Source organism: Asaia sp. SF2.1, assembly GCF_000505765.1.
In the GTDB taxonomy this organism is placed as follows: Bacteria; Pseudomonadota; Alphaproteobacteria; order Acetobacterales; family Acetobacteraceae; genus Asaia; species Asaia bogorensis.
Map to the genome: position 1 here is coordinate 20,916 of NZ_AYXS01000005.1, position 19,237 is coordinate 40,152.

General features: G+C 58.9%; 16 protein-coding genes and 1 tRNA gene. 11 read left to right on the top strand and 6 right to left on the bottom strand.

All coding sequences use genetic code 11. The features are described 5' to 3' along the window. Positions 1-28: 28 nt before the first annotated feature. Together bluB and cbiB are read right to left on the bottom strand one after the other, a co-directional pair. Positions 29-685, bottom strand: coding sequence for a 5,6-dimethylbenzimidazole synthase (bluB, locus tag P792_RS24285; RefSeq protein ID WP_031240182.1), 657 nt, complete (start codon positions 683-685; stop codon positions 29-31). Then, positions 682-1,683 (bottom strand): adenosylcobinamide-phosphate synthase CbiB, encoded by a 1,002-nt coding sequence (gene cbiB, locus P792_RS24290; RefSeq protein WP_023977885.1) that lies wholly within the window; start codon positions 1,681-1,683, stop codon positions 682-684. Before cbiB ends, bluB begins: the two co-directional genes overlap by 4 nt. A gap of 8 nt (positions 1,684-1,691) precedes the next feature. On the opposite strand from cbiB, the gene cobD reads away from it, so the two are divergent. The 9 genes from cobD (at position 1,692) to P792_RS24335 (ending at position 12,125) form a co-directional block, all read left to right on the top strand. Then, a complete protein-coding gene (cobD, locus tag P792_RS24295; protein ID WP_081866714.1) occupies positions 1,692-2,741 on the top strand; it encodes a threonine-phosphate decarboxylase CobD in 1,050 nt (349 codons plus the stop codon). 105 nt (positions 2,742-2,846) lie between these two features. Next, entirely contained in the window at positions 2,847-3,950 is a 1,104-nt protein-coding gene (dusB, locus tag P792_RS24300; RefSeq protein WP_023977887.1) for a tRNA dihydrouridine synthase DusB, read from the top strand. A 214-nt stretch (positions 3,951-4,164) separates the two neighbouring features. Further along, on the top strand, positions 4,165-5,094 hold the full coding sequence (locus P792_RS24305; protein ID WP_235075407.1) for a helix-turn-helix domain-containing protein: 930 nt from the start codon (positions 4,165-4,167) through the stop codon (positions 5,092-5,094). Positions 5,095-5,231: 137 nt separating this feature from the next. Next, positions 5,232-7,541 (top strand): PAS domain-containing sensor histidine kinase, encoded by a 2,310-nt coding sequence (locus P792_RS24310; protein ID WP_051395809.1) that lies wholly within the window; start codon positions 5,232-5,234, stop codon positions 7,539-7,541. A gap of 20 nt (positions 7,542-7,561) precedes the next feature. Continuing rightward, complete coding sequence (locus P792_RS24315) at positions 7,562-8,947, top strand: sigma-54 dependent transcriptional regulator (protein WP_023977890.1); 1,386 nt, start codon at positions 7,562-7,564, stop codon at positions 8,945-8,947. 125 nt (positions 8,948-9,072) lie between these two features. Beyond that, complete coding sequence (gene hfq, locus P792_RS24320; protein WP_023977891.1) at positions 9,073-9,366, top strand: RNA chaperone Hfq; 294 nt, start codon at positions 9,073-9,075, stop codon at positions 9,364-9,366. A gap of 27 nt (positions 9,367-9,393) precedes the next feature. Next, positions 9,394-10,698, top strand: a complete 1,305-nt coding sequence (gene hflX / locus P792_RS24325; protein ID WP_031240186.1) for a GTPase HflX — start codon at positions 9,394-9,396, stop codon at positions 10,696-10,698. Between the two features lie 55 nt (positions 10,699-10,753). Beyond that, positions 10,754-11,626 carry an inositol monophosphatase gene (locus P792_RS24330; RefSeq protein WP_051395806.1) on the top strand — a complete coding sequence of 291 codons (873 nt, stop codon included), beginning with the start codon at positions 10,754-10,756 and terminating at the stop codon, positions 11,624-11,626. 79 nt (positions 11,627-11,705) lie between these two features. Further along, positions 11,706-12,125 carry a host attachment protein gene (locus P792_RS24335; RefSeq protein WP_023977894.1) on the top strand — a complete coding sequence of 140 codons (420 nt, stop codon included), beginning with the start codon at positions 11,706-11,708 and terminating at the stop codon, positions 12,123-12,125. A 1,070-nt stretch (positions 12,126-13,195) separates the two neighbouring features. Here the strand turns inward: P792_RS24335 and P792_RS36945 are convergent. Beyond that, positions 13,196-13,528, bottom strand: coding sequence for a hypothetical protein (locus P792_RS36945; RefSeq protein WP_152530149.1), 333 nt, complete (start codon positions 13,526-13,528; stop codon positions 13,196-13,198). Positions 13,529-13,883: 355 nt separating this feature from the next. Beyond that, the gene (locus tag P792_RS24345) at positions 13,884-15,077 is read right to left on the bottom strand and encodes a globin domain-containing protein (RefSeq protein WP_023977897.1); all 1,194 of its coding nucleotides are present in this window, start codon (positions 15,075-15,077) and stop codon (positions 13,884-13,886) included. A gap of 46 nt (positions 15,078-15,123) precedes the next feature. Between P792_RS24345 and P792_RS24350 the strand changes: the two genes are divergently transcribed. Further along, positions 15,124-15,600 carry an Rrf2 family transcriptional regulator gene (locus P792_RS24350; RefSeq protein ID WP_031240189.1) on the top strand — a complete coding sequence of 159 codons (477 nt, stop codon included), beginning with the start codon at positions 15,124-15,126 and terminating at the stop codon, positions 15,598-15,600. Here P792_RS24350 and P792_RS24355 read toward each other — a convergent pair. Beyond that, positions 15,592-17,046, bottom strand: coding sequence for a SulP family inorganic anion transporter (locus P792_RS24355; RefSeq protein ID WP_023977899.1), 1,455 nt, complete (start codon positions 17,044-17,046; stop codon positions 15,592-15,594). The genes P792_RS24350 and P792_RS24355 overlap by 9 nt on opposite strands. Positions 17,047-17,399: 353 nt before the next feature. Between P792_RS24355 and P792_RS24360 the strand changes: the two genes are divergently transcribed. After that, positions 17,400-17,475 (top strand) — tRNA-His (locus P792_RS24360). A 198-nt stretch (positions 17,476-17,673) separates the two neighbouring features. Here the strand turns inward: P792_RS24360 and P792_RS24365 are convergent. After that, complete coding sequence (locus P792_RS24365; protein WP_031240190.1) at positions 17,674-19,116, bottom strand: mannose-1-phosphate guanylyltransferase/mannose-6-phosphate isomerase; 1,443 nt, start codon at positions 19,114-19,116, stop codon at positions 17,674-17,676. Positions 19,117-19,237: the final 121 nt, after the last annotated feature.

Genomic DNA, 19,237 nt, shown 5'->3' on the forward strand with positions numbered 1-19,237 from the left:
GGCGGTCAGTCGCCCAGAGGGGCGCGGCTCAGCGCAGGATCCAGCGATGACGATCGCCTGAGCGCTGCTCCCAGCCGCGTCTTTCCAGCTCGGGGGTGCTGTGCTCCTCCTCGGGATAGCCAACGCAGAGATAGGCCATGAACTGCCAGTGCGGATCGGCATCCAGAAGCGGGTTCATATGCGCCGGGTCGAGAATGGACACCCAGCCCAGCCCGACATTATGGGCCTGCGCTGCCAGCCAGAAACCATGAATGGCCATGACCGCCGACCACTGGACTGTTTCAGGCATGGTCATGCGCCCCAGACCGCGCCCCTGAGCGGGGTCGGGGTCACAGAAGATGGCAATGTGATGCGGGGCATCTTCAAGCCCTGCGAGCTTGAGGCGGGCATAGGCCGTGTTATCCGTGACGCCTCTTGCGGCAAGAGCCTCGGCATTGCGCAGCATGAACTCCTGACGCACGGCCTCGCGGCGCTCGGGCGCGTCGATGCGCATGAAACGCCATGGCTGGCTGAGTCCCACCGACGGAGTGGCGCAGGTCACCGCTAGCAGATGGTCGAGCACCGATTCAGGGACAGGGTCGCGCCGGAAATGGCGGACATCGCGGCGCCACTGGAACAACGTGTCGAGCCTGTCGCGAAAATCCTGATCGAAAACCGGCGCACTGGTACAGGCGGGGGGGCTCATGAGCATACTCCACAAAACAAGGCGAGCAGGAAGCCGCCCTGTATCAGGCACCCCAGACGGTAGAGTGTGAGGGCGCGGGCAAGATCGCGGGTGTCGGCCGTCATTTTCCCATCGCCCATCCAGGAATCGGCAATGACTGTGCCACCATACTGCCTGGGGCCTGCCAGACGCAAAGCCAGCGCGCCAGCCATGGCTGCTTCCGGCCATCCCGCATTGGGGGAGCGATGGTGGGAGGCATCACGCCATACCGTGCCCAGGGCACCCCGTGTCGAGTAGCCCGGTGCCAGACTCGCCAGAACGAGCCAGAGCGCGGTCAGACGGGATGCCGGGATATTCACGCAGTCATCGCAGAGCGCTGCTGCGCGTCCGAAAGCCTCATGGCGCGGCGTCATATGGCCGATCATGCTGTCTGCCGTATTGATGGCCTTGTAGGCCACTGCGCCGGGCAAACCGAAAACGGCCAGCCAGAAGACAGGCGCCACAACACCATCAGAGAAATTTTCGGCCAGACTTTCCGTGGCAGCGCGAACCACGCCGGCGAGATCAAGAGCCTCGGGGTCGCGTCCGACAATCATCGCGACCGCCTTGCGCCCACCGTCAAGGCCAGCTGCGCGCAGCCCGGTCAGAACAGCCCGTACATGATCATGAAGGGATCGCCCGGCAATCAGTGTGCTGGCCGCGCAGATTTCGAGGCAGAAAGTGACCGGCATTGGCAGGACGGCACGGGCAAGAGTCTGTGCCCCGATCGTAAGCCCTGTCGGGACAGCGATGATGAGGACAAGTGCCAGCAAACCACGCGCCCGGACATTGATGATCGAGTGTTGCCTTCGGGGGGGGGACGCGCAGGAGGGGAGAACGAGCGGATTGAGCCCCTTATCCAGTGCCGTGATCAGTCGGCCAATCCATGTTACCGGGTGGCCAATGAGGCGGAACAGGGCGTCCGGATACCCGAACACGCTCTCTGTCACGAGAGCGCAAAGGGTCAGGAGAAGGAACATGGAGCAAGATGACCGCAAAGCATGAGGAACGGCATCATAGCATGACGCCCTGGCCCGCGCATGGGGGCCAACTGAGCACGCTGGCGCATCGCTTTCCGCAGGCTCCCACCCCCCTGATCGATCTTTCAACCGGCATCAATCCGTTCGCCTATCCCTTCACCCCGCCCGGGGCGGATGCTCTCTCGCGCCTGCCTGATCCGGCGGAGGAAGAGGCGCTGCGTCTTGCGGCATCACAGGCTTACGGCGTGTCGCCAGACCATGTGCTGGCGGGTCCGGGTACGCAGATGCTGATCGGGTTGTTGCCCATCCTGCTCTCGCGGCTGCAGAGCGTAGAGGGTGTTCGTATCCTGACACCCACCTATAGCGGGCACGAGGCCGCCTGGGCAGCAGCGGGGGTACCGATCACCTTCATTCCGCATGGTGCATCCCTGCCGATGCCGGGACGAAACATCGTTACAATCATCTGCGCGCCCAATAATCCGACGGGGCACGTTCTGAGTGCCGGAGAGATGGCCTCTCTCGCTGAAAGTCACGGCCATGCGGACGGGGTACTGGTCATTGACGAAGCCTTTGCCGATTTCCAACCCGTCAGTGCAGCATCCCTGCTGCCGCACAGGGCCCTGATCGTCTGTCGCTCTTTCGGCAAGACCTATGGTCTCGCGGGGGTCCGTCTTGGCTTTCTGCTGGGTACCCATCCGGTGCTTCATGCCATGCGGGAAGTCATGGGCCCTTGGGCCGTCAACACGGCGGGTTGCCAGATCGGGCGAGAGGCGCTGCTGGACACGGCCTGGCGCGACTCGATGGGCCTACGTCTCGCGCATCAGACGCAAATCCTGCGCCATATGTTGCATGATGCTGGCCTGTCATTTGTGGGAGGAACGCTGCTTTTCAGCCTCTGGCGAACGGCCCATGCCCAGGAGATATGGGAAAGGCTGGCGCAGGCCGGAATACTGGTGCGACGCTTTGCATGGGATGAAACCCTGCTGCGTTTCGGCCTGCCTGCGGACGAGGCCGCTCTGACCCGTCTGACCAAAGCGCTGGCAAGCCCGGCAAGCTGAACGATCCCGACGCGTGAGAAGCCGGGTTGTGCAAGGGACTCTCTGTGCCACGAGAGGCGATCTCTGATTGCTTCGCGCAAGGGCCGCCGGTATCCTTGGCCCATCATGAGCAATCTCTCCTCTTCCGACGTGGCTGGGTCGAGCCACGGCCTTGAACTACGCCCGATCGATCTTGGCGGCGGTGTCGTGATCGAGACGCCGGTCATTCTGGCGCCGATGTCGGGTGTTACGGATTTGCCCTTCCGTCAGCTGGCGCGTGATCTCGGTGCCGGGCTGGTGGTGTCGGAAATGATCGCCTCATGGGCCATGGTGCGTGAGAACGAGAACACCCTGCGCATGGCGCGCAGCGCCGAGAACGGCCCCAACTCCGTTCAGCTGGCAGGATGTGACCCCGAGGCGATGGCGCAAGCTGCCAGGATTGCCGTGGATCAGGGAGCCGACCTGATTGACATCAACTTTGGCTGCCCTGTGAAAAAAGTGGCGGTAGGGCAATCTGCCGGATCCGCGCTCATGCGTGATGAGGTCAAGGCTGCGGCCTTGCTGGAAGCCACGGTCAAAGCCGTTTCAGTACCGGTAACGCTGAAGATGCGCATGGGGTGGGATCATCAGTCGCTTAATGCCCCGCGCCTGGCCCGCATTGCCGAAGATGTCGGTATTCGCCTTGTGACCGTCCACGGGCGTACGCGCCAGATGTTCTATAACGGCACGGCAGACTGGCATTTCGTTCGCTCGGTCAAGGAAAGCGTTTCTCTGCCTGTGATCGTCAACGGGGATATCGTTTCCATCCAGAATGCCCGTGATGCGCTGGCGGCCTCGGGGGCGGATGGCGTGATGATCGGTCGCGGTTGCTACGGGCGGCCGTGGTTCCTGGCCCAGGTGGCGCAGTCGCTTCGTTCGGGCGAGAACATGCCGGATCCGGACCTTGAGACAGAGAAAGCCATCGTTCTGCGCCATTACGGGATGATGCTGGACCATTTCGGCGAGCGCCCCGGCCTTCGTCTCGCCCGCAAGCATGTCTCCTGGTACTCGCACGGCCTTCCCGGTTCAGCCGCGTTTCGTGCCAGCATCAACAAGATGGATACAGCGCAGGATGTGATCGGCCACCTCACGGCGTTCTATGACCAGCAGATCGCCAACGGGGTCGTGCGCGACCGTGAATCCACGCATCAGCGCCCCGATTCCGGTGATGCGGTCGAAGAAGCTGCCTGAATGACGCGTTTTCTGCATCATGATGCGTCCCTTTATCCCGGACTTCTGCATTCTCTGAATGAGAGAGATCTGACCGCGCCTTGCCTTGCCGGCCCTGGCCCGTCGGGCACATGATGATCGCAACCGTGTCAGTGCGTTCCTGATGCCGTACGATCGCGCCTCTCCCGGCATGCTTTCTGAAAATGCAGAGCCAGATTTCCGAGGCGCGGCGAACGTGGCGCCTCATGCCTTGAAGCATCCCGCACCGGCTAGTCTTGGTTTTGACGGGCAGTCTGAAGCGGTCCGACAATTGCGAGATCGGCTTGATGCCTGCCTGCCGACGCTCGACGCACTCATGCTGTGCGGTGAGGCAGGCAGCGGCCGAACAAGAGCTGCACGTTATCTCTGGGTGCAGTCTGCCCGACCGGGGCGCTTCGTGCCGGTCATTGACCGCCTTTCCTTTGAAGAGGCTCTGGCGGATCAGGCCGGGTGCCTGTTCATTGGTGAGGTCGGCCTTGTCGAGCCAGGCCTGCAAGCCAGCCTGCTTTTGCTGTTGTGCAATAAACGGACCAATGAACGCCCGGTGGTGATCTGCACCAGTACATGGACGCCTGCGCGCCTTGTGCAGGATCGCCGCATGGATGAGGCCCTGGCGACCCTTTTGAGCCGGCACTGTGTCACCGTTCCGGCCATGCGGGAGCGCCACGACGATATGGGGGCGCTTTGTGCCGTCTGGGCCGAACAGAATGGCGGAGAGGCGGTTTTTCATCCGGATTGCGCCGCCTGGCTGGCCCAGCAGGACTGGCCCGGTAATTTCCGTCAGATACGCCAGCTCCTGTCTCACGCTGCGCAATCCAGGGCAGGCGGGGTCGTGACGGCGTCGCGTCTCGCTGCGCTGCATCGGGTGGACACAACGGCTGATGCCGCCTCTTTTCAGGGGCTTCTGGCGCGTTATCTTCCCTCCATGCTCGATCTTGAAAGCGATGTTCAGGGGTCGCTTCATGCCCGCGTGCTGGCAGAGGTTGAGCGACCTTTGTTCCGCCTTGTGCTCAGGGCGACAGAGGGTAATCAAATCAGGGCGGCTGCCCTTCTTGGGATCAATCGCAATACGCTGCGTAAACGGCTGCAGCTTCTAGGCATCGAGACAGGGCGCACACGGTCATGACAGACAGGGACAAGCCCATAATCACGCATGCGTCCACCCCCTTCCCGGATGATGCCATACCTGGGGTCGGATCGCAGGCAGAGCATGACTCTGCCTTCCTGCGGGTTATACGGCGTGTCAGCCGTCTCAAGACGGCGATGGTTCTGGCCTGTGCGGCGCTGGTCCTGCTGATCACGACATTTGTCGTTCTGGCGCGTGGCCTCTCCTTTGCTTACCGGCCCCAGATCGAATCCGTCGTGTTCCTGCTCGATTTCGTGGTGCTGCTTCTTCTGGGGGCGGCTGTCATCATGCGCGTCGGGCGCATGCTTGCCGAGCGCCGTACCGGTCTGGCCGGGGCGCGGCTCCATGTCAGGCTGATTACGCTTTTCGGCGTGGTCGCCGTGGCCCCGACGGTGGTGATCGGGGGGCTTGCAGCCCTCTTCTTCCATTTTGGGATCCAGATCTGGTTTTCCAACCGGGTGAACACGGCGCTGACCGAAGCGCGTGACGTGGCAGCAGGCTATCTGCAGGAGCATAACGACAACATCCGCACCGAGGCCTTTGCCCTCGCGAACATCATCATCACCGCCAATAATGACGAGATGTATCGCCACGGCGTGGATCTGATGCGTGATCCGGGTCAGCTCGGGATGATGCTGGATGTGGAAGCGACTGAACGCGGCCTGAACGAGGCCGTGGTGTTCGATTCCTACACTAACAAGGTGGTGGCCTCGGGTGGGCTGGCAGCCTTGCAGGGCAAGCAGCTTGCCCTGCCGCCCAAGGATGCCACGACCCTCGCGCGCACCAATGACGTGGCGATTCTCGATAGTCCGGATGAGCGCACTGTGCGCGCTGTCGTCAGCCTTGGGCCGAGTTCCGGGCTGATGCTGGTCATTACACGCCCGGTCGATGCCAAGATTCTTGAGCATATGCGCCATACCGATGCAGTCGTTTCGGAATATCAGCGTCTCGATGCGCATCGCTCGGCCATACAGGTGAGCTTTGCGCTGATCTTTGCGCTACTGGGCCTGCTGGTGCTCAGCATCGGCATGCTGACGGGGCTGGTTCTGGCCAAACAGATTACCCAGCCTCTCGGGCTCCTGATCCTTGCAGCGCGACGGGTGAGCGAGGGCGATCTGAGCGTGCGTGTGCCCGAAGCACGGGCCCGCGACGCCCGGCGTGATGATGAGGTTGGTACGCTGTCGCGTGCCTTCAACCGCATGACCGATCAGCTTTCGACCCAGCGCACGGAGTTGATGGAAGCCTATGAGCAGATTGATGAGCGGCGTCGCTTCACCGAAACGGTGCTTTCGGGTGTGTCGGCCGGCGTGATTGGTCTCGATGCGCATCAGGTGATCGAATTACCCAATCGCGCCGCCTCCAGACTGCTCCAGCGTGACATGGACAGTGGCAAGGGGCAGGCCCTGCGCGATGTTGTACCGGAATTCGGCACCATGCTCGATCAGGCGCGGGCAGAGCCCGGAGAGGCGCACACCGCGGAAATCCAGATTGATGTCGCTGAGAGAGGGGCTGTGCTTGGCGATGGCCCCAGTGTGGGTACATCCGGCCGCACGCTTCTGGTGCGTGTGGTGGGTGAGCAACGAAGCGATGATTCGACAGGCTATGTGGTCACGTTCGATGATATCACGGCGCTTCTGGCGGCCCAGCGCAAGGCAGCCTGGGCCGACGTGGCCCGACGCATCGCTCACGAGATCAAGAATCCACTGACGCCCATCCAGCTCTCGGCAGAGCGGCTGAAGCGTCGCTTCCTGCGCGAGATCAGTTCCGATCCGGAAACATTTGGTCAGTGCGTGGATACCATTGTGCGTCATGTTGGCGATATCGGGCGTATGGTGGATGAATTCTCGTCTTTTGCCCGCATGCCGCAACCCGTTCTCAAGAACGAGGATCTGTCGCGTCTGGTGCGAGAAGCTCTGGTCCTCCAGCGCAATGCTCATCCCGAGATCATCTATGACACGACCGATATGCCGGCTCGTGGTCCTCTCGTGCATTGCGACAGACGTCTGATTGGCCAGGCCCTGACCAATTTGCTGCAGAACGCCGCCGATGCCGTGGCCATGGCGGCGAAGGAACGTGAGGAGCAGGGCGACACCAGTCAGATGGACGGACAGGGCGAAGCGGGGAATGAAAGGCGGGCGACCCAGGGAAGTATACGCGTGGCCCTGGGGGTTGCGGGGGGAGAAGCCATGGTGCAGGTCATTGACGACGGCATCGGTTTGCCTTCTGTTGACCGCCACCGCTTGACGGAACCGTATATCACGCACAAACCGAAAGGGACGGGGCTGGGGCTCGCCATCGTTAAGAAGATCATGGAGGATCACACAGGTGGGATCAGGCTGGAGGACCGACCGGACGGACGTGGAACCGTCTCGACGCTCACCCTGCCTGTGCGCGAGGTGTCCGATGCACAGCCCGACCTTATGGTCCAGACGAGCAGGGAGCAGTGAACTTCTGATGAGGAATGCGCATGGAGCATGAAATCCTGATCGTCGATGACGAGCCGGATATCCGGCTTCTCATCGAGGGGCTCCTTCGTGATGAGGGATATGAAACGCGCGTTGCCGCCAATTCGGATCAGGCGCTGGCAGCGTTCCGGGCGCGTCGTCCGTCGCTGGTCATCCTCGACATATGGCTGCAGGGATCGCGCCTTGATGGCATCGATCTGCTCAAGACGATCAAGGCGGAGGAGCCGGGTCTGCCGGTCGTCATGATTTCCGGCCACGGCACCATCGAGACTGCCGTTTCGAGCCTTCAGCACGGGGCCTATGATTTCATTGAGAAGCCGTTTCAGGCTGATCGTCTGATTGTTGTTGTCCAGCGCGCGCTGGAAGCCGCGCGCCTTGAACGCGAGAATGCCGAGCTGCGTCTGCGCTCGGGAAACGAGACGCTGCTTTTCGGTGATGGCCCCGGCATCAGCGCCGTGCGGGGGCAGATCGAGCGTGTGGCGCCTACCAATTCACGCGTGCTGATTACGGGCCCCGCAGGATCGGGCAAGGAAATCGCAGCGCGTATGGTTCATGCCCGCTCGCGCCGCGGCACGGGGCCGTTTATCGCCCTGAACTGTGCAACGCTCGCGCCAAACCGTTTCGAGGAAGAGCTTTTTGGCATCGAGGGGCAATCCGATGGTGTGATGCGCCGCACCGGCGTGCTGGAGCGTGCCCATAAGGGAACGCTGCTGTTGGACGAAGTGGCGGACATGCCACTGGAGACCCAGGGCAAGATCGTGCGCGCGTTGCAGGACCAGACGTTCGAGCGGTTGGGTGGTTCGACAAGGGTCAAGGTGGATGTGCGTGTGATCGCCACCACAAACCGCGATCTTCAGGGTGAAATTGCCTTGGGGCGTTTCCGAGAGGACCTTTACTACCGTCTGGCTGTGGTGCCGCTGCGTCTGCCCTCCCTGCGTGAACGTCGTGAGGATATCCCGTCCCTTGCGCAGCATTTCCTGCGTCGTTACGCCGAGAATGCCGGTCTTGCGCCGCGCGAGCTGTCGGTCGATGCGCTGGCTGCGCTGCAATCCTATGAATGGCCGGGGAATATCCGGGAGCTGCGCAATCTTATGGAGCGCCTTCTGATCATGATGCCCAATGGTCAGGATCTCATTCGCGCCGATATGCTGCCCAGCACGGTCAGCCAGGGCGCCCCCTCCATGACGCGTCTCGATGCGGGCGCGGATGTCATGGCGCTGCCCCTTCGTGAGGCGCGCGACCTGTTTGAAACGCAATATCTGCAGGTGCAGCTCTTGCGTTTTGGCGGAAACATCAGCCGTACTGCGAATTTTGTCGGGATGGAGCGTAGCGCCCTTCATCGCAAGCTCAAGCAGCTTGGCGTGACACCTGAAGACCGGACTTTGTGAGTCTGGAAACCCTATCTCAATAAAGATAAGGTAGGGGCCATAAAGCCGGGAGCCTGTTTCACGCGTTGTCTCCCGGCCCCCCGGACAGGGGCCCCTGCAAACACCTGAAAAGAAGAAGAGCAATCTTGGCCAGAGCAAACCCCACCCCATCGCCCCAGACCGCCCCCTTTGCCGAATTCCAGGAGGGTGAAACCGTACAATCCCTCTTCCTCCAGCATCTGCAGGAACATGCGCTTCCCGTGACGGTTTTTCTCGTCAATGGCGTGAAATTGCAGGGCGTCATCCCTCAATTTGATCATGAGACGATCATTCTGCGTCGTGACGGCCACACCCAGCTTGTCTACAAGCATGCGGTGAGCACGATCATGCCTGTCGCTCCCTTGGCGCTTTTTGCTCAGGATGGCGAACTGAGCCTTTAAGGACTGGAGTTTCCCCAAGACGTGTCAGTGACGACAAGTACGACACCCCCCGCGACACGCGCTGCGGTCATTCTACCCTGGGCGCGCCCGACACCCAACGACGAGTTCCGTGCTGCGGAAGCCCGTCTTGAAGAGGCTGTCGGGCTGACGTCTTCCATTGGTCTCGTTGTCGTCAGGCAGGCTGTTCTGGCGATTCGTGCGGTTCGCCCTGCGACCCTGTTCGGCAAGGGGCAGGTCGAGCAACTGGCCGAGCTGGTGCACGAGAATGACGTCAAGGTCATGATCGTGGACGCCAAACTCTCACCCGGCCAGCAGCGCAATCTCGAGAAGGCGCTGGACTGCAAGGTGCTCGATCGCACCGGGCTCATCCTGGATATCTTTGGCGCGCGCGCAGCGACCCGTGAGGGCGTATTGCAGGTCGAACTTGCGCATCTGGAATATCAGCGCTCCCGTCTCGTCAGGCTGTGGACTCATCTTGAGCGTCAGCGCGGTGGTTTCGGCTTTCTTGGCGGTCCTGGTGAAACCCAGATCGAGGCTGACCGTCGCATGATCGACGAGCGGCTGGTCAGACTGCGCAAGGATCTCGATCAGGTACGCCGCACGCGTGGTCTGCATCGCTCCGCCCGCAAGAAGGTGCCCTTCCCGGTGGTCGCTCTGGTGGGTTACACCAACGCGGGCAAATCGACGCTGTTCAATGCACTGACCGGCTCCGCCGTGCATGCGCAGGATCAGCTTTTTGCGACGCTGGACCCGACCATGCGGGGTTTGCGTCTGCCGTCAGGGCGCAGGGTCATTCTGTCCGATACGGTCGGGTTCATCAGTGAATTGCCTACCGAGCTGGTTGCGGCCTTTCGTGCGACACTCGAAGAAGTGGCCGAGGCTGATATCATCCTCCACGTGCGCGATATTGCTCACCCGGATAGTGCCGCCCAGCGTGCTGATGTCATCAACGTGCTGGATGGCATGGTGCGCGATGGCATGCTGGATGAAAACTGGCCCGAGCGAACCATCGAGGTTCTGAACAAGGCCGACCTCATGGGCGGTATCGAGGCTGTGCCGCGTCATCCCGGCTGTGTGGCCATATCGGCCATGACAGGCGAGGGGCTGCCCAATCTCTATTCGATGCTCGATCAGCATATGACGGCGTCGATGAGCCTGACACGTGTGAGCCTTGATATCAGCAACGGTGCCGCGCTGGCATGGCTTTATGAGCATGGCGAGGTTCTGGAACGTCTGGACCAGGAAACCGAGATCACACTCGATGTCCGATTGTTCGAACAGGACCGGTCACGCTTTGGCCAACTCTACCCGGATTGCCTTGTATCTGCCTGAAATCCTCCTGATAGTGGATTGAGGGAGGATAACGGTCTCTCCCAGGGAGGAACGATTGAGCGAGGGTGAGGCGATCATGACACCGGTGCGGACACGCACCGTGACGCGAGCGGTGCTGGAGGATCTGTCCGTGATCGCCCGTGATGCGGCGACACGGATCATCATGCCCCGTTTTGGTCGTCTGTCCGAAGCTGACATACGTACGAAATCGTCCCCATCCGATCTGGTGACGATTGCGGACATCCTCTCGGAAGAATTTATTGCGGGGGAGCTGGCGCGCCTGTTGCCAGAGGCTGTCCTGATTGGCGAAGAGCGATGCTGCACCCAACCGGCCCTGATCGAAGAAGCCGGTAGAGCCCCGCTAAGTGTGACCATCGATCCTATCGATGGCACAGCCAATTATGCCGCCGGCTTGCCGGTTTTTGGCGTGATGATGGCGGTTCTCGAGCACGGCGTGCCGGTTGCGAGTGTCATTCATGACCCTGTCACAGGCAGTTCTGCCCTTGCCCTGATGGGTGAGGGCGCCTGGACGGAGGACCCTTGTGGGGCAACCCGTCCCATGCGGGCGGCACGGCCTTTTTCCCGTATTGAGGATGTAACCGGAAAAATTGCCTGGCGTACGCTGCCCATGGGTGACACAGAGCGCGCCGACCAGGCGCTGCGTTCCATGACCGGTTTATGGGATTTGCGCTGCGCCGCGCATGAATATCGCCTGGTGGCAGGGGGGCACGGGCATGTGTTGGCTTATAGTCGCACATGTCTGTGGGATCATTGCCCGGGTTGGCTGCTTATGCTTGAAGCAGGGGCTTATGGTGCGCGTTTGAACGATGTGCCTTACCATCCTGCGGTGCCGGGAAGGGGCCTGCTTTACGCGCCCGACCGAGCGTCCTGGCAAATGGTCCGTGACGCCTTGGCCTTGTCCTGCTGATCCTGCTTCAAGTATCTGTGTAAGCAGAAACTGCCTTTACCAGATTGCGTTCATTATTCGTGAACACAGGAGAGGTTTTATGGCCGTTCAGGACCCAGTACTTTATGCAGTCTGCGATGGAGAAAAGGCACGCTTTCTGCGCTATGATGGCCAGCAGATGCGTACAATCCAGCGTTTTGGAGCCCACGACAAGGCAACGGACGCAGCGGGTGATGTCGCTTCGATAAAAGAGCCGCGTTCGGATCCGAAAGTGCAGGTCAAGGAGCGGTTCGCCAGACAGATTGCAGATGAAATCGAGACGGCACTGAACGACAACCCTGCCCTCGAGGGGCTCGTGCTTGCGGCGGCACCCCACGTGCTTCACGACATACGCGAGCATCTGTCGAAAGCGACCAGCAAGAAGTTGATCAAGAGTGAGAGCAAGGATCTGACGAATATCCCCGATCAGGATCTTCTGTCACATTTCGACCGCCCCGCGACTGGCTGGCCAAAACCCTGAGCCAGGTTTTGGTTCCCTTGAGGGGTGCAGGACTTTTCTCAAACGCCCGGCTTGGTGTGCCGGGCGTTTTGCATATACAGCAAAGATTTAAAGATCAGCTAAAGACTGACGGTATGGAAAATTCTTCCCATTCGAGTTTGACAGGACGATCCAGTTCATAGTGGCCTGTAGGATGAGAGCGGAGGTACCCTAGCCGGGAACGTATGTGGTAGTGATGATTGCGCGCGCTTTTCTCAAGCGTAAATCCGCAGTCACGTGGCACGTCTGACGTAAGTATCTTCCCGTCCTGCTCATAAAGATAGGTCGCTTCCATGCCGGTTGTGATTTGCATCAGATAATATCCGCCGGACTTGCGTATCTCCACCTCCGGACAGTTGGGTGTAGGCCCAAACAGATCTCGACCAGAAAATTCTCTCGTAATGAAATCGTAACATAAAAGGTGACCGTGAAATCCTAGGGGTGCGCGAGTAAACTGTCGCAACGCGGCACTGGCCAAAATATTTCGGTCGAGTTCCTTACTATATCTTGCCTGCAGAAACGGTAGACTGAGACAAAGGCAGGCTTCCTCGAACTTGCCTTTCTCAGAAAATCGATGCGATAGGCGCGCCATATCCAAAGTTCTTCCCAAAACCGGTTGCATATTTCCATGCATTAAAGATCTGTTGGATAATATCGCGCTTAGAGCTCTCTCTGGATGGTAATGAATATTACGCAGGAGTAAAGTGTTAAGGGTCGAGGAACTCGTTTTACGTTCCTTTGCATAGACCGCTTTTATCTCCTGATCGGAACCGTACGCGAGCGTTCGGATCATGCGCCCGAATTTCGCGCTGCCTTGTATTGTCAGATGTACGTCGTGCTGGGAATAGAAACTCTGGAGCAATGTTACATTGCAAGAAGCGAGCTTTTCTTCGATTAGTCGTGCGTGTGGTCGGGATCATAAACGATGAAAACGCGGCCAGATACGTTCTTCGGGTCGATTTTCATTCCCTTCATGCGTTTGCAGAAATATTTGTCGACATGGGCTTGTTCAATATTACATATATCTGGATCGAGCGAATATTTCGGGCACATCAAAAAACTGTCTTTGCGCCAATTCGACGGGACCAATTGAGAGCTGGGTGGCCACCCATAGAGTAACCAAAAACAATACTATTATTTATGCCATGCAATTTATTATTTATTATTGTGATAACATCATCAACTTCGTTGAATATATACCATTTCGAATATTTTGCTGTTACACCAATACTTTTTACATTATTAAATCGCAACGGTTTTTCAGCGAAAAAATTACTGGTCGCGTGCTGGCATTGTTCGGCGGGCTCAAAGGTAATTACCGCATAATCGGAATCACCAGCTATTTCGTGGACGACCAGATCGTCACCTTCGAAGATAACAGCCATTACGCCTTTCCCCTGATAACAAGCCTTAACGAGGTACAGATCTATAAGGAAAAATAAAGTAATATAACGTTTCCATCATACAAACGATTCCGATAAAATACTATGTATCGCGTATATTAACAGACTATATATCGTGTTGAACAACAAATATTTTATTATCTCAAATATGAGAAATAAATATCATATCTATACACAATAGTCTCTCTGAGGAGGAGAGCAGGAGAAAAGCGCACGCTGCGTTTGTCGCTGGGTCGGGAAGACGATAACGACGATCCCTAGTCAAACTCGGTAGTACTGCCAGCAACGTTGCAGCGCACATCGCAGGTTGAACCGATCGCGATGTGCGTAGAGAGCGTCAGTCCGGGAGTGGTTCGTCCGAGCCGAAAAACTCATGGTGCAGGTGCGCGCCTGGGATGCCGAGTTGGCGCAGGCCACCAATCAGGTCACGTTGGAAGCCTCTGGGACCACAGACGAAGACATGCGTGTCGGCCTCCATCTGGTCGAAAATCCACTGGGCCGAGATATGCCCTTTATGGCTTGGCACTGGCAGGTTGTTGCCCTCGCCCGAACTGCTGAACAGATCGATCCGGCAAGCTTCCGGTTTGGTCGCGGCGTCAACGAAGGTAGATTTGAAGGCCATGCGGGCAAAATCGTGATCACCGTGTACCAGCCGTATTGCTGCACTGCTTTTGCGGTCGCCTGCCGCCAGGATCATGCTCATGAAGGGCGTGATACCAATTCCCGCGCTGACCAGAATGACAGGCGACGTGCCGCTTCGGGCGAGTGTGAAGTCTCCGGCGGGCGGCGCCACATCGAGTGCGTCACCCTCCTTGAGCACGTCGTGGAACCAGCGCGATACCTTGCCCAAGGGGTCACGCTTGACCGAAATCCTGTAGCCGCTCGAATCGGGCGCACTTGAAATGCTGTAACTGCGCCGCGTGGAAAGGCCATCACGGTCCAGGCGGAATGTCAGGAACTGGCCGGGCTCCTGGCGCAGAACCGGCTTGCCGTCCACAGGTACCAGCCAGAAAGAGGCAACGGCATCACTCTCTTTCGTTTTGGAGGCAACCCGGAACGTGCGCCATTCACGCCATCCACCGGGCAGCGCTGCGCGCTCAGCGTAAATCCTGGCTTCCCGATCAATCAGGACATCGGCGAGAAACCGGTATGCATCTGCCCACGCGTCGATAATCTCGGGAGTCGCGGCATCACCCAGCACTGTCTTGATCGCGCCCAGAAGCGCCCTGCCTACCACGGGGTATTGCTCGGGTTTGACCATGACGGCGACATGACGCTCGATGATAAGACTGAGTGCGGCCTTCAGCCTTTCAGGGTGTTCGATATGCCGTGCATAGCCCAGAACCGCTGCCGCTAATGCGTGGGGCTGACGACCATTGGCCTGATCGGTCTGATTGAACATGGCTGCAATCGCAGGATCGCGCATCAGAGCGCCATACATGGTCTTTGTGATCTCTACACCATGGGCCTCCAAAGCGGGGATTGTCGCCTTGACGATACCAGCAGTGCCGGATTTGAGCGGTGTGATCATCCTTCGACTCCTAAAAGATGCAAATAACATACATCTTTTAGGATGAATGCACTTAACATGTAAATATGATATATCTTCAAATATGCGCCTGACCCTTCATACCGATTATGCCCTGCGCACCCTGTTCTACCTCGCCCTCAATCCTGATCGCCGTGTGTCGATTCATGAGATTGCCCAGCGCTACGACATTTCCGAGAATCATCTCGTGAAGATTGTGCACCGGCTGGGGCAGGGAGGGTTCGTTACGACCATGCGTGGGCGTGGAGGCGGCCTCGTGCTTGGCCGCCCTGCTGAAGAGATCAATATCGGAGCGCTTGTGCGCTTTACCGAGGAGGATATGGCCCTCGTCGCCTGCTTTCAGACGGGCCAGACCTGTCTTCTCACCGGCGTCTGCCGATTGCAGGGGGTGCTGGGCGAGGCGCTGGAAGCATTCATGGCCGTGCTGGATCGGCAAAGCCTTGCCGATCTTGTTGCGTCGCCAGGGCGGGAGGCTCTGGCGAAACGCCTCCACGGTTCACATTGAAAGAAGGGGCTCGTCTGACTGCTCGGCGATAAGACCATGACGCCGGCTATGCAGCCCCTCGACGCGAACGGTGATCGATCTGCCTTGGAGCTTATTGACGATTTTCTCCAGAATATCGACCGATGTGATATCCCAGAATGTCGCATCGGCCAGATTGATCTCGACCACTGGCGCTTTTGTCTGGAAGTCGATCGCATCGTACAGCATGTCAGCCGAGGCGAAGAACACCTGGCCGTGCACCAGATACAGATCAGCTTCAGCCGATTGCCGGCTTTCCACACGCAGCATGCCCATGGCCCGCCAGGCAAAGAAAACGCCGCTCAGCAGCACGCCAACCGCCACGCCAGCCGCAAGATCATGCGTGGTGACTGTGACAATCACGGTGATGATCATGACCAGGCTGGAAAGCTTGGGGTGACGCATGAGATCACGCAGCGAGCCCCATGCGAATGTGCTGACTGACACCATGATCATGATGGCAACAAGCGCTGCCATGGGAACACGCGCAACATAGCTGTGCAGGAGGACCATCAGGATCAGCAGGAAGGCACCTGCCGTGAAGGTGGAGAGTCGTCCGCGGCCGCCATAACGAAGGTTGCCGACCGTCTGGCCAATCATGCCGCAGCCTGCGATGCCACCAAAAAGTCCGACCAGTATATTGGAAATGCCGAGCCCGGTGCATTCCATACGCGGTGCGCCGTGGGTGTCTGTGTGGTCATCCACCACACCCGCGGTCATGAGGGATTCAAGCAGACCCACCGAGGCCATCGCCAGTGCATAGGGCATGACAATCTCGAATGTCTCGAGCGTAAGGGGGACATGCGGCAGTATAAAGCCAGGCAGGCCGGTAGGCAGGGCGCCAAGATCAGCCACCACATGCACAGGCATCGGGTACCAGATGGTGATGAGTGTCAGGACGACGATACAGATCAGGGGGGAGGGGATGGCCGTTGTCAGCTTCGGTAGCAGGTAGATGATGGTAAGACCAAGCGCGATCAAGGCATAGGTGTGCCATGTCACATGCAGCATCTGCGGCACCTGCGCCGAGAAAATCAGGATGGCCAGCGCATTGACGAAGCCGGTCTGCACCTCTTTCGAGACGAAGCGCATGAGCACATGCAGTTTCAGCAGGCCGAATACGATCTGCATGGCGCCCGCGACCAGCGTGGCCAGAAACAGATACTGGATACCGTGATGATGCACGAGCGCTGCGGCAACAAGCGCCACCGAACCGGCAGCGCCGGAAATCATGCCTGGTCGGCCGCCTGTAATGGCAATCGCGACGCTGATGACAAATGACGCGTAGAGCGAGACAGCCGGCGAAACACCAGCAATGTATGAAAAGGCAATGACCTCGGGAATGAGCGCAAATGTGCCCACCATGCCAGCCAGCACCTCGCTCAGCGGGCTGAAAGCCCACTGTGCGCGATAAGTCGAGAGGTTCAAGGGACGATTCCTTTCGTCGGTCAAAGATCAGCAGGGTCTCGTCGTATTCCGGCCCGACGCGGCAATGATGTGCAGAACCTAGAAAGAGCCGTCTCCCTTAGCAAGGGGGGCTGTCTGGAATACGTGTCCGGGATTGCGAGTTATGCTGCCCTGATTGGTATCGATCAGCAGAAAGGCAATCGTGCTTCGTGTGTAGCGCGCCTCGGCGGGCGTTGAGGGACAGAGCAACATATCCGGGAGGCATCGCCAGCCAGAACAGGTCGATGGCCGGTTTCCTCTCGGGGTGGAAAAGAATCTCGATAAAGGGACTAGACGACAGCCCTGCATTTCTCTAAATCGGGCGTCGCTGTGTGGCGGATGTAGCTCAGTTGGTAGAGCGCCGGTTTGTGGTACCGGTGGTCGCGGGTTCGAGTCCCGTCATTCGCCCCAGCATTTTCCACAAAATATGATCATAAGAAGCATCGTGAGTGCTCTTGCGTCTCATGTCTGCGCTCTGCTGTACGGTGGTTTCATGCAGTTTGCCGGACTACCCGGTGGTATGCAGAGCATCGAGTAGTCACCGCACCTGAATGTCGGCTCTTTCGAAAACCTGGCACATGATCGTGCATGCCAGGCTAATTTTGCGGATCAAGGGCGCGCGTACACATCCTCAAGACGAATGATATCGTCCTCACCCAGATAAGGGCCGGACTGCACTTCGATCAGTGTCAGCGGGATCCGGCCTGGGTTGGCAAGACGATGGGTGCATCCAAGTGGCAGATAGATGCTCTCGTTTTCTCTTACAATAATCTCATCGCTGTCGCGTGTGACGACGGCCGTACCGGCAACCACCACCCAATGTTCGGCACGGTGAAAGTGCTTTTGCAGGGAGAGGGTATGACCGGGGTCGACATGGATCCGCTTCACCTGAAAACGGTCGCCCTGGATCAAACTTTCATAAAAGCCCCAGGGGCGGTACATCCGGTTATGCGACAGGGCTTCGGCACGGCCTGCCTTGCTCAGGCGGGCGACCATTTTCTTGACATCCTGCGCCCGGTCCCGATGCGACACCATCACGGCGTCTTCTGTCGCGACCACAACAAGATCATCCAGCCCCATAACCGTTGTCACCGGCCCATCGGAGCGGACGTAGCAATTGCGTGTGCCGTCCAGGAACACATCGCCTGACGTCACATTGCCATCGTCGTCCTTGGGGCTGATTTCCCATAGGGCATCCCAGCTGCCGATATCAGACCAGCCAAAACGTGCCGGCACGACGGCGGCATGAGAGGTGCGTTCAGCGACCGCGTAGTCGATGGAGATATCGGGCGAGCGGTTGAATGCTTCAGGGTCGAGGCGTTCGAAGTCGAGATCGGATTTACGGCCTGCAACGGCCTGTTCGACATGGGCGTGAATATCAGGCTCGAAGGTGCTGATTTCGCGCAGAAGGATATCGGCACGCGCGACGAACATGCCTGAGTTCCATGAATAGCGCTGATCCTGAACGAGCCGTGTCGCTGTTGCCAGATCGGGTTTTTCCATGAAGCGCGCGACACTGAAGGCGCCCGATACGTCTGCCAGGGCATCACCGCGTTCGATATAGCCATAGCCGGTTTCGGGTTTGGTCGGCTCGACGCCAAATATCGTGACATAGCCCTTTTCTGCGGTCTCTGCGGCGATGGCCAGTGTCGAGAAAAGGGCGTCCATATCGGTGATGGCGGCATCCGCAGCCATGACCCAGAGAATGGCGTCTGGCATGTGCTCAGCGACGAGAAAAGCTGCCGCGGCAATAGCCGGGGCCGAATTTCGCGCCGAGGGCTCGAGCACGATTCTGGCGTTATCAATTCCGATCGCTCGCAACTGTTCGGCAATGATGAAGCGATGTGACTCGTTGCACACAACAATAGGCGCTTCCAGCCCGGCAGCCATGCCACGCATGGCGGTTTCCTGCAGCAGGGTCTTGTCTGTAAGGAGCGGCCAGAACTGTTTGGGGAAGCTGCTGCGGGACACCGGCCAGAGGCGACTCCCTGAGCCACCGGAGAGGATGATAGGAACAATGCGATGAGGGGTCGTCAGGGATGAAGAAGGCAAGACTCGATCCAGTTGAAATTGCTCTGGAGACTGGGCTGCGGCGGGGCCGCCCGGGCGACACTCTGATGCAGGATTTCCAGAGCCTTGCGGGCTGTCCGTTGCGCCGACCCTAATCCCTAAT